This is a genomic window from Embleya sp. NBC_00896 (genome assembly GCF_045207785.1).
Classification (GTDB): Bacteria; Actinomycetota; Actinomycetes; order Streptomycetales; family Streptomycetaceae; genus Embleya.
The window spans coordinates 1,140,182-1,153,766 of the sequence record NZ_CP108777.1 but is presented as its reverse complement, the minus strand read 5'-3'; the positions used below and the strand labels follow the sequence as shown (position 1 = coordinate 1,153,766).

14 protein-coding genes are annotated in these 13,585 nt (G+C 70.1%); 5 read left to right on the top strand and 9 right to left on the bottom strand.

The window, feature by feature from the left end; translation table 11 throughout:
- Window positions 1–197: 197 nt before the first annotated feature.
- Window positions 198–1,265 carry a LacI family DNA-binding transcriptional regulator gene (locus tag OG928_RS38370; RefSeq protein WP_331766623.1) on the top strand — a complete coding sequence of 356 codons (1,068 nt, stop codon included), beginning with the start codon at window positions 198–200 and terminating at the stop codon, window positions 1,263–1,265.
- Window positions 1,266–1,580: 315 nt separating this feature from the next.
- On the opposite strand, the gene OG928_RS38365 is transcribed toward OG928_RS38370, so the two are convergent.
- The 4 genes from OG928_RS38365 to OG928_RS38350 form a co-directional block, all read right to left on the bottom strand.
- On the bottom strand, window positions 1,581–2,243 hold the full coding sequence (locus OG928_RS38365; protein ID WP_406291575.1) for a phosphotransferase family protein: 663 nt from the start codon (window positions 2,241–2,243) through the stop codon (window positions 1,581–1,583).
- Between the two features lie 418 nt (window positions 2,244–2,661).
- Complete coding sequence (locus OG928_RS38360) at window positions 2,662–2,952, bottom strand: hypothetical protein (protein ID WP_331766620.1); 291 nt, start codon at window positions 2,950–2,952, stop codon at window positions 2,662–2,664.
- 397 nt (window positions 2,953–3,349) lie between these two features.
- Complete coding sequence (locus OG928_RS38355; RefSeq protein ID WP_331766619.1) at window positions 3,350–4,120, bottom strand: GntR family transcriptional regulator; 771 nt, start codon at window positions 4,118–4,120, stop codon at window positions 3,350–3,352.
- A 57-nt stretch (window positions 4,121–4,177) separates the two neighbouring features.
- Window positions 4,178–4,597, bottom strand: coding sequence for a TIGR03668 family PPOX class F420-dependent oxidoreductase (locus OG928_RS38350; RefSeq protein ID WP_331766618.1), 420 nt, complete (start codon window positions 4,595–4,597; stop codon window positions 4,178–4,180).
- A gap of 480 nt (window positions 4,598–5,077) precedes the next feature.
- Here OG928_RS38350 and OG928_RS38345 point away from each other — a divergent pair, with 480 nt between their 5' ends.
- Complete coding sequence (locus OG928_RS38345; RefSeq protein ID WP_331766617.1) at window positions 5,078–5,314, top strand: hypothetical protein; 237 nt, start codon at window positions 5,078–5,080, stop codon at window positions 5,312–5,314.
- A 201-nt stretch (window positions 5,315–5,515) separates the two neighbouring features.
- Here the strand turns inward: OG928_RS38345 and OG928_RS38340 are convergent, their stop codons facing one another.
- Together OG928_RS38340 and OG928_RS38335 are read right to left on the bottom strand one after the other, a co-directional pair.
- Complete coding sequence (locus OG928_RS38340; protein WP_331766616.1) at window positions 5,516–6,661, bottom strand: serine hydrolase domain-containing protein; 1,146 nt, start codon at window positions 6,659–6,661, stop codon at window positions 5,516–5,518.
- A gap of 106 nt (window positions 6,662–6,767) precedes the next feature.
- Window positions 6,768–7,403, bottom strand: coding sequence for a class I SAM-dependent methyltransferase (locus OG928_RS38335; RefSeq protein ID WP_331766615.1), 636 nt, complete (start codon window positions 7,401–7,403; stop codon window positions 6,768–6,770).
- 314 nt (window positions 7,404–7,717) lie between these two features.
- On the opposite strand from OG928_RS38335, the gene OG928_RS38330 reads away from it, so the two are divergent.
- On the top strand, window positions 7,718–8,581 hold the full coding sequence (locus OG928_RS38330; RefSeq protein ID WP_331766614.1) for a helix-turn-helix domain-containing protein: 864 nt from the start codon (window positions 7,718–7,720) through the stop codon (window positions 8,579–8,581).
- 212 nt (window positions 8,582–8,793) lie between these two features.
- Here the strand turns inward: OG928_RS38330 and OG928_RS38325 are convergent, their stop codons facing one another.
- On the bottom strand, window positions 8,794–9,423 hold the full coding sequence (locus tag OG928_RS38325) for a response regulator transcription factor (protein ID WP_331766613.1): 630 nt from the start codon (window positions 9,421–9,423) through the stop codon (window positions 8,794–8,796).
- Between the two features lie 59 nt (window positions 9,424–9,482).
- Window positions 9,483–10,691, bottom strand: coding sequence for a sensor histidine kinase (locus OG928_RS38320; RefSeq protein ID WP_331766612.1), 1,209 nt, complete (start codon window positions 10,689–10,691; stop codon window positions 9,483–9,485).
- A 186-nt stretch (window positions 10,692–10,877) separates the two neighbouring features.
- Here OG928_RS38320 and OG928_RS38315 point away from each other — a divergent pair, with 186 nt between their 5' ends.
- Together OG928_RS38315 and OG928_RS38310 are read left to right on the top strand one after the other, a co-directional pair.
- Window positions 10,878–11,963, top strand: coding sequence for an ABC transporter permease (locus OG928_RS38315; protein ID WP_331766611.1), 1,086 nt, complete (start codon window positions 10,878–10,880; stop codon window positions 11,961–11,963).
- Window positions 11,960–12,652, top strand: a complete 693-nt coding sequence (locus OG928_RS38310; protein WP_331766610.1) for an ABC transporter ATP-binding protein — start codon at window positions 11,960–11,962, stop codon at window positions 12,650–12,652. The genes OG928_RS38315 and OG928_RS38310 overlap by 4 nt, the downstream gene beginning before the upstream one ends.
- 38 nt (window positions 12,653–12,690) lie before the next feature.
- Here the strand turns inward: OG928_RS38310 and OG928_RS38305 are convergent, their stop codons facing one another.
- Entirely contained in the window at window positions 12,691–13,500 is an 810-nt protein-coding gene (locus OG928_RS38305; protein ID WP_331766609.1) for a sugar phosphate isomerase/epimerase family protein, read from the bottom strand.
- Window positions 13,501–13,585 lie beyond the last annotated feature (85 nt).

The following is a 13,585-nucleotide window of genomic DNA, read 5'->3' as shown; positions in this document are numbered from 1 at the left end:
CGGTGCCGGTGGTGCGGTGGGTGGGTCTGCGTCTGCGTCGGTGCGTGCTTCCAGAGCTGGAAAGCGCTTTCCCGTAAGTTAGAGCGATGTTCGGGTCGGGTCAAGGGATCAGGGCTTTCGGCAGGCGGTGGTAGCGGTTGGCAGGAGGGAAGGCGCGCATGCTTGGGTATGCGCTTTCCAATCGCTACTCTGTGCCCATGTCCACTCCGACCCCCGAGGCTCCCGCGACCCGTCCCGCGGGCCCGGTCACCCTGCAGCAGGTGGCCGAGCGCGCCGGAGTGTCCTCCGCGACCGCGTCGCGTGCCCTGCACGGCAGCAACGGCACCCGGATCGTGGGTGAGGAACTGCGCAGGCGCGTGCTCGACGCCGCCCGCGAGCTGAGGTACGTCTCCAACGCGCCCGCCCAGGCGCTGGCCCGCTCGACGACGGCGGTGGTCGGGGTGGTCGTGCACGATGTCGCCGACCCGTATTTCGCCGCGATCGCCGCCGGTGCGATGGGCGTCGCCCGGGAGCACGGCCTCCTGGTCATGCTGGCCGCGACCTTCCGTGACCCCGAGCTGGAACTCGATTACATCGCCCGCCTGCGCGCCCAGCGTGCCCGCGCGATCGTGTTGGCCGGCAGCGGCTTCGCGGACCGCGAGTTCACCCGGCGGCTGGCCGTCGAGGTGGACGCCTACCGCGCCGACGGCGGCCATGTGGTGTCCGTGGGCGCGCACGGCATCGCGGCGGACACGGTGCGCCCCGGAAACCGGGCCGGCGCCGCGCTTGCCGTGCGGCACCTGTACGAGCTGGGTCATCGGCGCTTCGGGATCGTCTCGGGTCCACGCGCGCTGACCACCGTGCGGGATCGTCTCGACGGTGCTCGCCGGCAACTGCGGTCGCTGGGCGTGGCGTTGCCGCCGGGGCAGATCGTGGACGGTGGCTTCACCCGCGAGGATGCGCGGGTCGCGGTTCGCGAGTTGCTCGCGCGGGCGCCGGAGGTGACGGCGATCGTGGTGCTGAACGACGTGATGGCGGCGGGGGTGTTGGCGGGGCTGCGGGACGATCTGGGGCTGCGGGTGCCCGAGCGGATCTCGGTGGTGGGATTCGACGACCTGCCGTTCGCCGTGGATCTGCATCCGGCGCTGTCCACCGTGCGGTTGCCGCTGGCCGAGATCGGCGCCGGTGCGATGCGGATGATTCTGGCGGGTCCGGCGGTGGAGCCGCGGAGTTTGGACCTGGACGCGGAGCTCGTCGTGCGGTCCTCAAGCGCCGGGGTGGCTTGACGGGTTGGCGTTTGGCTGGGTCCTCAAGCGCCGGACGGGCTGGGGCGGGTGTCCTCAAGCGCCGGACCGAACGAGAGTGACTAAACATATGGGTCCGAGAGAGCCCCGTCCGGCATCGGTGGCCAGACGGGGCTAGGCCGAGCTGGAACGCGAGCGTGGCCGGCGGCAGCGGGTTGACCTTGGCGTCGGGCTGAGCAAGCGGCGGGAACGCCGGGGCGTGCTTAGGGCAACCCCACAGAGTCCAGCCGGACGCACCACGCCCGGACTCGATCACCTGCACCGGAACAAGCTCATTTGTGGGTCACGGCCGGGCCGTCACTGATTGAGCAGCGACATCCAACGTGCGACATGTTCGGGGTTGTCCGCGCATTCGGCGGTTGCCCCGGCCACGTAGGCGCGCATGCCCGCTCGGCTTGCCATTCGCCACGCCGGGAACTGAGTCAGCCATGAGCATGCCTGCGCCGGGTTGTGTCCGCTGAACAGCAGCCACATGTACAGCCCGGCGTACTCCGCCCACGCGGGCCCGAGCACGGCGCGGCCCCAGTCGACCAACACGGCCTGTGTGGTGTACCCGGCGTGCCGAAGCATCACGTTGGACGGGACAAGGTCGTTGTGAAGCAGGTGGTTGCCGGTAAGCAACGATCGTTGGTCGCCGTTCAGGTGTTCCGCCCACTGGTCGGCGACCGAAGGCAGTTCAAGGCCGTGCGGCGGGCGGATCTGCTGAATCTCTCGCAGCGTTGCGGCGAGAGACCCGAGGTCTTTGCTTCCGGGCGATAGGTCGGCCGCACCTCCCTTGATGTGGCCGAACAGAAGCAGGGTCCACCCGTCCTCGGCGACGTGTCCGATCAAGGGCGCGGCAAACCGGGCCACGATCGGGGCGACCAGGGTTTCCCGCCGGCGCTGTTCTGCCGCTTCGGCGTCGTCGGTCGGCGCGCCTTTGACGAACACCTGCCCGGTACCGGTCGTGAGCGTGGCCACGAACGATGTGGAGCCGTGCCAGGTGGTGATGTCCTCGGATTCGAGTACCGGCCCCGTGACCGACTCGACAGCGGACCGGACCCCGTCCGGGAGATCGGTCCACGACTGCTGTTTCATGTCGTCCTTTCATCGGTCACGGGGTCGGTCCCGTTACTACCTACCTGGTTCGTACCGCTCCGCAGTGCTTGCAGCGGTCGGCGCCGTTGTAGTGCCAAAAGTCGTGATCACAGTCGGATCGGCCGCCGGTGATGGTCTCGGCGCGCCGGATCGCGGGGCTACCCGGCTTCGGGGGCTTGCTCTTGCAGGGCGGTACTTCTTTCCGTGCCATGTGCCCTACCTCTCGTGTCGGTAGTGCTCGGATGGTGCGGACCCCGCCCGATGTTCTTCCCCGAGCATCCGGGCGGGGCGAACGTGGGGGTCAGCGCGGCGGCTTGACCCGGTACAACTCGGAGGCCTTCAGCATGTACGGCATGCCGCCCGGTGGAAGCACCATGACCACCTGGTCGTTGTCGAGCCCGGCGGAATCCTCGGCCCGTTCGACCCGTCCGGCGGGGTAGGTGTCGCGGCCTACGCAGGGGCGCGGGGCGACCCAATCACCAACGGCGTACCGCAGCGGCAAAGGGCGTCCACGCGGGGGCAGTTCACGCGCCACGACGACCGGGGCCGCGATCCCGTCCGGACCGACAACGAAGCCTGCTTCACAGCTCACGACAACCGCCCTTGCCAAGAGGAGTCCGCCGGGAAACCAGTCGGGGATACCGGGCACGGACACGGCGGATGATCCATCCCCGAATGGCGTACTGATCCGGGCTCAACGTCCGCAGCACGCCGGGCGGATGCGCCGACTTCGTCATGCCACTCCCTTCACGACCATGCGCCCCGGCGCCGGGACCACGCGCGATCGAGACCGACACCGGGGCAGTTCAAGGCGCGGCAAAATAGCCGCTCGGCAGGGCACGTTGCCGTGATCAGAGCTTGTCTCGCGCATCGGCGCCCCTTCCCGGACAGAGCAACTTGCATATCCAAGTCATCATCACCGTAGGCTTCATGACTTGGATATGCAAGACGATGTTCCGAGTCTGGGACCGGCGTCTCAAGATCAACTTTCAGGGGACGTCCATCACGTATCGGAAGACGTGACGGTCGCACGGGACTCGCGAGTCCAGGACTTCCACGACCTCACCGGAGGCGACGTGCGCGCTCCGGAACACCCGTGCCAGCGGCACGCCCGGCGGAATCGCGAGTTCTTCCGTTTCCTCCGGAGTCGGCATCCGGATGACCAGGTCTTCGACGAACTGAACGATCCGTTGCCTGATCGGTCCTTCGGGATCTTCGATCAATCGACTGACGCCGCCACGAATCCGAGGAGATTCAGCGACAGCGGTTCCGGCGAATCGATCGGCAGGATAGTAGCCATCCACGTTTTGCATCGGCTCGCCGTTCACGAAAAATCGGCGACGGCGAATGATGACGGGAGCGCCCGCCTCGACTCCCAGACGCTCAGCAATCTCGGCCGGTACCGGGATGATCTCCACGGCAAGGATCTTTTGTTCCGCACGGAACCCCTGCGCAATAGCCTCGGAGTTGTAGTTCGCGACCCCCGTGTCTCGACGGCGCCGGAAGTTGGCGCCGGTCGTGAGAACCTGCACGTTCGGGCGCGGGCGAACGAAAACTCCTTTGCCTTGGTTGCTGATCAGAAGCCCATCGGCTTTGAGCAACGCGAGTGATTTGCGCACCGTGACACGGGTTGTCCCGTACCGGTCCTTGAGGTCGTTCTCGGAAGGCAGCCGCGCACCGGGAGAAAGTTCACCGGACAGGATCGATGCGCGCAGGTCATCGGCGATTCTTCGGAACAGCGGGGCATCCCGATCGGGCATCACAACGTCACCTCCACTTGGCTATGCAAGCAAGGCTATGCCATCGCGCCGGTGGCCTCACTCGGCGAAGGACCAGCCGGTCAGGCCAAGAATGGTGACGGCAACCACGGGGCCCGCGGGTGCAATTTCTCGATACTGTGGATATTTCTCCCTCAGCAAGGCAACAGGTGCGGCGCGGTGCAAGTCGTTCTCCCAAATCTCCGCGTGTCCGTCGGCGCGGACCCACCAGAGTTCAGACCAATCGTCAGCGTATTGGTCGACAAGAATCGATACTCGATTATTCTCCCGAATATTACGCAGTCGACGTAGATTGGATGAAGTCTTTGGCTTGTGGTCGACGGCGAAATACAACATGCTCCCATCCGATGCGAATGTGATGGGGACCATGTGCGGCTCTCCGGAAGCTGACACGGTGGCCAAACGGGCTACACGGGATTCACAGAAGCGCAGGCATGCTTCATCAGGATTCAGCCTCATACCGTGACAGTACATTGGCGCCGGTGCGGACAACAATCACGAATCTCCGAAGTAAACACAGAAGGGCCCGGAGCGCGCTCCCGTGATTGGGGGCGTGCTCCGGGCCTTGCTTGTGTCACGGGTCCTGCTGTCGAGTGGTTTGCACCCGATCGAACGCCGCGACTTTGCCGCCCGGTTGGGGTGGGCAGGAGATTAGTCCCAGATGTCCGAGTCGGCTGTCTCTTGGTCCGGCAGGACAAGCCCGGTGCGTGCGCTGGGCGAGAGACCCTGGATGTACCAGTGACTCTCGTTCGGTGGCCGGGCTGAGAAGGGCGTCCTCAAGCGCCGGACGGGCTGCATTGGTCGGGTTCGTGGTATTAGGCCGTTTGGGGTGGGGTGTACTTATTTTGCTGTACCGGGGATGCCTTCCCTGGGAGGAAGCCCTCAGGGATTTCGGGCGGGACGCTGGTGTCGTAGCCGATGGTTGCGAGAGGAGACACCATGCACGTCAAGCACAAGATCGCGGTAATGGCCGCGGCGACGGCGCTGTTCGCGGTTCCCGGTGTGGCGGTGAGCCAGGCCGCTGCCGGTCCCGGTTGGCACCATGTGCAGGACTTCCCGTCCTCGGACGAGGGCGGATGTCACGCGCGGGGCCAGTGGTATCTGGAGAACGGTGTGCACGCCTACGAATGCAGGCCCGCCGGCGTATGGGAACTGTGGGTGCTCACGGACTCGTGAACCGACGCGGCCGATGATTGAAGTCGGCGCCGCCCCGGCGGCGCCGCACTGGACTCGCGGCTCGTCGAGGGCGCGCAAGGGTGTTCGGCGCGCCGCGGGTTTGGGTGAACGGGGGCGATGGGCTTGAGCGGGTACGAGCGCGTCGAACGGGCCAGGCAGTTGTACGAACGCGCCGTATTGGGCGGCGAATGTCTGTTGTGCTCAAGTGTCGGATGGGCTGGGAGTGCGTCGCTCGTCGTGTGAAGGCTCCGACAGGTTGAGGGTGGTTCGGACTTCCCTGGTGATGATGTTTGCGGTGCCGGTGGCGGAGTTGTCGTGGGTGAGGTTGTTCTTGGTCAGGGCGAAGGCGAAGTTTCGGGTCGGGTCGGCGAATCCGATCGCGCCGCCGGTGCCCTGGTGGCCGAACGCGGACCGGTGTGCCATCGGTGAGCCGGGTTCGCCGAGTGCATAGCCGAGGGCGCGCGTGACCGGTCGTCCCAGGATCGGGTCCACCCCGTCGACGGCGGTCGCGGACGCCGCGGCCACGCTCTTGGGGGACAGCAGCCGGACGCCGTCCAGTTCGCCGCCGTTGGCGAGAGCCGCGTACATCCTGGCCAAGCCGCGGGCGCTGCCGTTCACGCCCGCGGGCATGCAGGCGCGTTGGAACCGCGGGTCGTTGGGCCCGGTCGAGTAGGGATACGGGGACGTCTCCAGCGCCGTGGACAGCGGCGCCGTCGAGACCCCGGTACCGTCGTCGGCGTGCACCGCCATTCTCGGGGCCATCGCCGCATCCACCATCGGGGCCAACGAATCGGCGATACCCAGCGGACCCGTGACCTCGTCCCGGACCACCTGCTTGAAGGGCCGGCCGTCGGCGCGCCGCACGACCTCGCCGAGCAACCACCCGAAGGTGAACCCGTGGTAGCCCGACGTTGAGCCCGGCCCCCGGACCGGTTCGAGATCCGCGATCATCGCGCACGTCCGGTCCCAGTCGCACAGGTCGAGCAGGGAGGTGCCCGCCGGCAGGTGCGGCACGCCCGCGCTGTGCGTGAGCGCGTGGCGTACCGTGATCCGCTCCTTGCCGCGCGTCCCGAACTCCGGCCAGTACTCGGCGATCGGGGTGTCGTAGGCCAGTACCCCGCGCTCGGCGAGTACGTGTACGGCCGTCGCGGTGACACCCTTGCCGGCCGAGAAGAGATGCAAGAGGGTGTCGCCGTCGACCGCCCGCCCGCGCCCGGGATCGGCCGACCCGGCCCAGGCGTCGATCACCAACTCCCCGTCCAGGTAAGCCGCGACCTGAAGGCCGATCTCCCGTCCCTCGTCGACCAGTCGTCCCAGCATCGCCTCGACCCGCCGCTGCGCGTCCATCCCGGCTCCCCCGACTCGTCGTTCGTCGAGCATGCCCGTGGCCGGGCCGCCCATCCGTGAACGGCGGCACCGGCTCACGACGTTCCCCGCGCGCCCCGGCGAGGAGTCAGACCTCCAGGCGCCGCAGCTTGAGGGCGTAGTCCGTACGCGTGGTCGGCTTGCCGTCGGGGCCGTTCTGGGTCCGCTCGTGTTCGTCGCTGAGCAGCACTTCCCACTGCTCGTCCGGGAGGTCGAGGGCCTCGAGGTTCTCCGCCGGAGTCGGGAAGCGCACGTGGTCGTGGGGGTTGGGCTCCCAGGCGGGGAAGCCCGCGTGTCCGACGATCAGCAGCACGCCGCCGGGGGCGACGGCCGCGGCGGCGGTGCGCAGGATCCGCTCGCGGGGCAGTTCGCCGCGGGAGTGCAGGAACTGCGCCGAAACGAGATCGAAGCTACCGGTCGGGAAGGACGCGCCCAGGTCGTGCCGCTGCCAGTCGACGCGGTCGGCGACGCCTTCCGCCTCCGCGTGCCGGGCCGCCCGGTCGAGGGCGACCCGGGAGATGTCGGTGGCGACGACCTGCCAGCCCTGCCGGGCCAGCCAGACCGCGTCGGCGCCCTCGCCGCAGCCCAGATCCAGAGCCCGGCCGGGCTTGAGGTCGGTGACCTCACGGACCATCACGGTGTTGGGGTTCCCGCTCCAGATCCGGTCGCTCTCGCGGTAGCGGTCGTCCCAGAACTGCTCTTCCGAGGGCTTGTCATCCGTCATCGGTGTGTCCTCCATAGGGTTTCGGGCGGTGCGTGAGGTGGTGGGAGGTGGTGAGGCCCGGCCCGGCCGAGCCCGGCACTTCCCCGCCCCAGGGGAGATGGTCCGCCTCCATCGCGGTCTTGACAAAGGTTGTTGCCGAGACGGCAAACGGGACCGTGAGACGGATGGTGATTTCGCAAGCCTTCCGACCGCCGTGGGGTCGCGGCGAACTCGTGGATGGCTGTATCGGGTGCCTGTCAGTGCCGGGGACAGGCACCCCGGACACCGGCACCCGGACACCCCATTTGTGACCATCGATTTGTGACAATCGAAGGGTGACGACGCCTCATCCGCTGGGAGAGTTCCTGCTGGCCCGCCGCGCCCGCCTGCAACCGGGCGAGGTGGGGTTGCCGGTCGGGACCGGGCTGCGTCGTACCCAGGGGCTGCGTCGCGAGGAGTTGGCCGCGCTGGCCGGCCTGAGCATCCAGTACTACACGCGCCTCGAACAGGGCCGGGAGACCAACCCAGGTGGCGCGGTCCTGGACAGGATCGCGGCGGCGTTGCGGCTGAACGACGAGGAGCACGCGCACCTGTACGCGCTGGCCAACCACGCGGCCGAGCGGGTGCCGGCCCCGGACGTGCGCGCGGACCGCGAGGTGCGGCCGGGGATCGCCGCGCTGTTGGAGCGCGTGCGGCCCTGGCCGGCCTACCTGCTCACCCGCACCGGCGACATCCTGGCGATCAACCCCGAGGCGCTCGCGCTCTTCCCGGGCCTCGCCGACTGGGAACCGGAGCGGCGCAACACCATCCGCTACCTGTTCCTGCACCCGGCGGCGCGCGAGCTCTTCGTCGACTGGGAACGGGCCGCGCTCGGCACCACCGCCGAGTTGCACGCACTCCTCGCCGCCGACCCGCAGGTATCGGACCTGGTCGCACTGGTCGACGAACTCAAGGCCGGCAGCCCGGAGTTCGTGGCCCCCTGGAACCGTTACGACGTCGGCCACCGGCGCGCCGATCAGGAGCGCTACCGGCATCCGCTGCTCGGCGACATCACGCTCGCGTTCGAGGTGCTGTGGCTGGAGGGCGGGCAGCGGATCACGATCCACCAGCCGCCGGATCCCGACGACGACCGGGGCCGCCGGGCGCTGCGCGCGCTGTCGCGCTCGGTCGCCGAGTCACACCCGGCGGCGTCGGGCTGATCGGGCGCCTCGCGATTCGGCCCGGGGCCGCCGCCCGACCGGCCGAGGACGCCCGAACGGCCGACCCGTGACTCGCCGAAGGTGCGTTGATACGCCCCGGGCATGGTTCCGACGAGGGCGCGGAAACGGCGCTGCGGATTGACCGCGGAGGCGAGCCGACCCGGGCGGCGACGACGTCCACCGGCAGATCGGTCGTCCCGCCACCCCAAGCCTCACCGACGCCGCAGGAGCCCCCGGGTGGTCGCCGTCGCGACCGCCGCCGTGCGCGAGTCGACGGCGAGTTTCGCGTAGATGTGGACCAGGTGGGACTTGACCGTGGCCTGGCTCAGGAACAGGGCCTTGCTGATCTGTTGGTTGGACAGCCCGTCCGCGACCAGTTCCAGGACCTCGGTCTCGCGTCGGCTCAGGGTCGGGAGCGGGTCCCGCAGCCTGCTCATCAGCCGGCCCGCGATGCGCGGGGCCAGGGCCGACTCGCCGGCGGCGGCCGTACGCACTGCCGCCGCCAGGTCCTCCGGCGGGGCGTCCTTCAACAGATAGCCCAGCGCGCCCGATTCGACCGCGGCCAGGATGTCCGCGTCGGTGTCGTACGTGGTCAGCACGAGGACGTGCGGTGCGTCCGGCAGAGCGGCGATGGCCGCCGTGGCCTCGTTCCCGTGCATCCCGCCCGGCCCGAAGCGAAGGTCCATCAGGACCACGTCCGGCTCCAGCCTCCGGGCCAACTCGACCGCGCGCTCGGCGGTGTCCGCCTCACCCACGACGGCGAAGTCCGGCTCGGCCGCCAACACCGCCCGCAGCCCGGCCCGCACGACGGGATGGTCGTCGGCCAACAACAGGCGAATCACCGCACCACCCACACCTGCACCACCGCCCACACCCGTCCCGTCCACACCCGAGCCCCCGCTCACCGTCCCACCCCCGCCGCCACCGGAAACGTGGCCGCGACCGCCGTCCCCTGCCCCGGCGCCGCCTCCAGGGTCAGTGCCCCACCGAGTTCCGCCGCCCGCGTCCGCATCGCCGCCAACCCGAAGCCCGTGCCCGACGAGCCGGTGCGCGCGGGCGGCGTCACCGGGTCGAAGCCGCGCCCGTCGTCCACGACGTCGAGCGTCACCGAGGCGTCCATGTGGCTCAGCGTCACCTCGACCCGGGTCGCCGCGGCGTGCCGAACGGTGTTGCCCAGTGCCGACTGGGCGATCCGCAGCAACGCCACCTCGAAGGCCGTCGGCAGCTCCACCACCGCGCCCGTGCTGCGAAACCGCACGTCCAAGCCGGCCTCGGCGGCCGTCCGCGCGCACAACCGCTCCAGCGCGGCCTCCAACGACGAACTGTCCAACTCCGCCGGCGCGAGCGCCCGGACGAACCGCCGCGCCTCGGCCAGGCTGTCGGTCGCGGTCACCCGGGCCAGCCGCACGTGCCGATCCGCGTTCGCCGGATCCTCGGGCAGCGCCCGTTCCGCCGCACGCAGCAGCAACTGGATGCTGCTGAACCCCTGTGCGAGCGTGTCGTGGATCTCGCGCGCCAACCGCTCGCGCTCGGCGAGTACCCCCGCGTGTCGCTCGGCGGCGGCGAGCGAGGTACGCGCCGCGACGACGTCCTCCACCAGTCGGCGCCGCTCGTCGTTCTCGCGGTACAGCGCCTGGTAGCCGAGCACCGTGGCGACCGCGACCGCCGCGCCCAGGACCGGGCCGAGCACCATTCCCGGCGCGAGCCCGCCCTCGTGCGCCGCGTAGCCCCCGACCGCGACGACGGTCAGCGCCGCGACCGACGGCAACGCCACCCGCAGCGGCAACAGGTGCGGGAACAGGAAGAACAGCGGGAAGGCGAGCCAGACCCCCTCGGCGGTCAGCGCGGACAGCCCGATCCAGGACGCGGTCAGACACCCCAGCCACACCACCGAGGCACGCCGCGAGGGTCCCACCGTCGGCATCAGGTTGCCGACCGCGTACACCCCGCCCATCACCACCACCGCGGCCACGATCAGCGTCGACCGCGGACCGGCGAGGTCGGCACCGACGAGCGCGCGCAGGGCCGCGAGAGTAAGGAGCAGCGCCACCAGGGCGTGCATACACACGCGCAGCGCGCGCAGGACCGGGGTCAGGACAGTGGGGTACATAACCGGACCAAGCCTAAACGGTGGCGACCCGGTCCCCATCGATCAAAAGGTTGAGCGCGACCCGCATCCTTCGATACCGCGAAACGACTCGTGCGATCGATGGCACATCGCGCGGCGGCCGACACAGTAGAGGAGACCACACACCAGACCGAAGCAAGCCATCTCCCCGAGGAGCCTCCACCCGCCGTGTTCGTCGCTCTGCGAGACCTCGTGTTCGCCCGGGGCCGGTTCGCCCTGATGATCGTCACGATCGTGCTGCTCACCGCCCTTGTCGGTCTCGTGTCGGGGCTGACCGTAGGGCTGGGGCGGGCCAACACGTCGGCGATCGACGAGCTGCCCGCCGACCGGCTCGCCTTCGCCGCTCCCGCGCCCGGACAGGGCGTCTCGTTCGCGGACTCGTCCGTGGACCAAGGGCAGTGGCGGCGCTGGGCCGAGCAGCCGGGGGTGCGTTCGGCCGCGCCGCTGGGCATCTCGATGACCCGGCTCGGGGCCGGGGACCGTACGGCTGCCGCAGCCGCGTTCGGAGTCGAACCCGGTGGCCCGCTCGCGCCCGGGGCGCTCGTCCCCGGATCCGTCGTGCTGTCCCGCGAGCTCGCCGACGAGTTGGGCGTACGGGCCGGTGCGACGCTCACCGTCGGCACCGGCACACCGTTCACGGTCGCGGCCGTCGTGTCCGGCTCGTCGTACAGCCACGCGCCCGTCGCCTGGACCACGCTCGCCGACTGGCAGCCGTTGGGCTCGGGGTCGCCGCGGGAGGGACCGCGCGCGACCGTGATCGCACTGGACCTCGACGGGACCGACCGGGCCGACCTCCGGGCCGCCGACCACGCGGCCGGCACCCGCAGCAAGACGCTCGACGACGCCCGCGGCGCGATCGGCTCGTTCACCGCCGAGAACGGGTCGCTCCAACTCATGCGCGGATTCCTGTTCGCGATCTCGGCGCTCGTGGTCGGGGCGTTCTTCACCGTGTGGACGATCCAGCGCGCGGCGGACGTCGCGGTACTCAAGGCGCTCGGCGCGCCGACCGGCTATCTGTTGCGCGACGCGCTCGCGCAGGCCCTCGTGGTGTTGCTCGTGGGCACCGGGGTGGGGATCGGGGCCACGGCGCTGTTCGGCGTGGTCGCGCCGGGCGGGGTGCCGTTCGTGCTGGACGTCACGACCACGGTGTACCCGGCCGCCGTGCTCATCCTGCTCGGCATGGTCGGCGCCGGGCTCGCGATCCGCCGCGTCACCTCCGTCGACCCGCACACCGCCCTGGGAGGCAACCGATGACCACGCACGGTCTCGTATTGAGCGATGTGACCCTCACCTACCCGGACGGCGACGCCCGCCTGACCGCCCTCGACCGCGTCTCGCTCACCGCGTCCCCCGGCACCCTCAGCGCCGTGGTCGGCCCGTCCGGGTCGGGCAAGTCGAGCCTGCTCGCGGTCGCCGCGACACTCAGCACGCCCGACCGGGGCCGCGTGCTGATCGCCGGACACGACGCCGCGGCGCTGTCCGCCGCCGCTCGCGCGCGGCTGCGCCGGACCACGATCGGAATCGTGTTCCAACAGCCCAACCTGCTCGCGTCGTTGACGTGTGTGGAGCAACTCCAGGTGATGGCGCACATCGACCGACGCAGCCCGGTCAAGGCCCGCGCCCGCGCGCTCGATCTGCTGGAACGAGTCGGCGTCGCCGATCGCGCCGACCGGCGACCACACCAACTCTCGGGCGGGCAAAGACAACGCGTGAACATCGCGCGAGCGCTGATGAACGAGCCGAGCGTGCTCCTGATCGACGAACCCACCAGCGCGCTCGATCACGAACGCGGCGCTGCGATCGTGTCCCTCATCGCCGAGTTGACGCACGCGAGCGGAACCGCGACCGTCATGGTCACGCACGACCACAGCCATCTGGTCCACGCGGACCAGGCCCTGGAGGTGGTCGACGGCCGCCTCGGCGCCCTGACGGTGACTCAGTAGCCGGTCGGGCATGGCCTTGGCGCGTCCTTGCCGTGCCCCTACTGCGGCGCGGGCGCGGAGCCGTATTGCGTCACCCACTCGGCTGCGCCCGGGAGTACGCCGTCGAGGGGGGCCACGTTCGGGTACCAGGCGCGCTCCCACTCCAGCGACACCCATCCGCGCCACGCGTGCTCGCGCAGGGTCGTGCCGATCGCCGTCAGGGGCACGGATCCGGTGCCCAGCGGGACCGGCGTGGTGTCGGTCGCGGATACCGCGTCCTTGATCTGGACGTAGCCGAGCAGGCCGGCGAGCGCGGTCGCCGTGTCGGCGGGCCGCTCGCCGTGGCGCCATGGGTGCAGTGCGTCCCAGATCGCCGCGACCGGGCCGGCGAACGGTCGGATCAGGGACGCGACCGCGGCGCCGGTGGGGTGCGAGTCGTGGGTCTCCACGAGCAGGGTGACGCCGCTTCCGGCCACGTGCGGGAGCAGCGCGGCCAGTCTGCGTTCGGCCCGCTCGGCGTCGCCCTCGCCGGTGCCGCCGGGGAAGACTCGGATCGCCGACGCGTCCAGGTCGTGCGCCAGGTCGAGCAGGCGACGGATCGCGGCCAGCACGGTCCGGTCGGGCGTCGGCGCGCAGATGCCCGCGTATCCGGCCAGGCACGGGATGGCGAGCCCGGCGTCGGCGATCCGGTCGCGGACCGCCCGGCGCTCGTGGTCCGGCAGGTCCAAGTGCACGTGTTCGTCGGGGTGGACGCGCAGTTCGAGGCCCGTACAGCCGTGTCGCAGGGCGCGGACGATGTGCTCGTGGACGGGCCGACCGGGGGCGCCGAGCGTGCTGAACGCCCATTGCGGATGCTCGGGTGCGGTCACTGTCCTCGTCCCTTCCGCCTATCAGGAAAGCGCTTTCCGGAATCGGAGGTTAGGTCTCCGCCGACCGGCCGGTCAAGCGCGGCGC

Excerpts from the sequence above, each read along its gene's own strand:
- OG928_RS38370 (WP_331766623.1), top strand. The coding sequence starts at position 198 with ATGTCCACTCCGACCCCCGAGGCTCCCGCGACCCGTCCCGCGGGCCCG.
- OG928_RS38355 (WP_331766619.1), bottom strand. The coding sequence starts at position 4,120 with ATGCCCGATCGGGATGCCCCGCTGTTCCGAAGAATCGCCGATGACCTG.
- OG928_RS38350 (WP_331766618.1), bottom strand. The coding sequence starts at position 4,597 with ATGAGGCTGAATCCTGATGAAGCATGCCTGCGCTTCTGTGAATCCCGT.
- OG928_RS38345 (WP_331766617.1), top strand. The coding sequence starts at position 5,078 with ATGCACGTCAAGCACAAGATCGCGGTAATGGCCGCGGCGACGGCGCTG.
- OG928_RS38340 (WP_331766616.1), bottom strand. The coding sequence starts at position 6,661 with ATGGACGCGCAGCGGCGGGTCGAGGCGATGCTGGGACGACTGGTCGAC.
- OG928_RS38335 (WP_331766615.1), bottom strand. The coding sequence starts at position 7,403 with ATGACGGATGACAAGCCCTCGGAAGAGCAGTTCTGGGACGACCGCTAC.
- OG928_RS38320 (WP_331766612.1), bottom strand. The coding sequence starts at position 10,691 with ATGTACCCCACTGTCCTGACCCCGGTCCTGCGCGCGCTGCGCGTGTGT.
- OG928_RS38310 (WP_331766610.1), top strand. The coding sequence starts at position 11,960 with ATGACCACGCACGGTCTCGTATTGAGCGATGTGACCCTCACCTACCCG.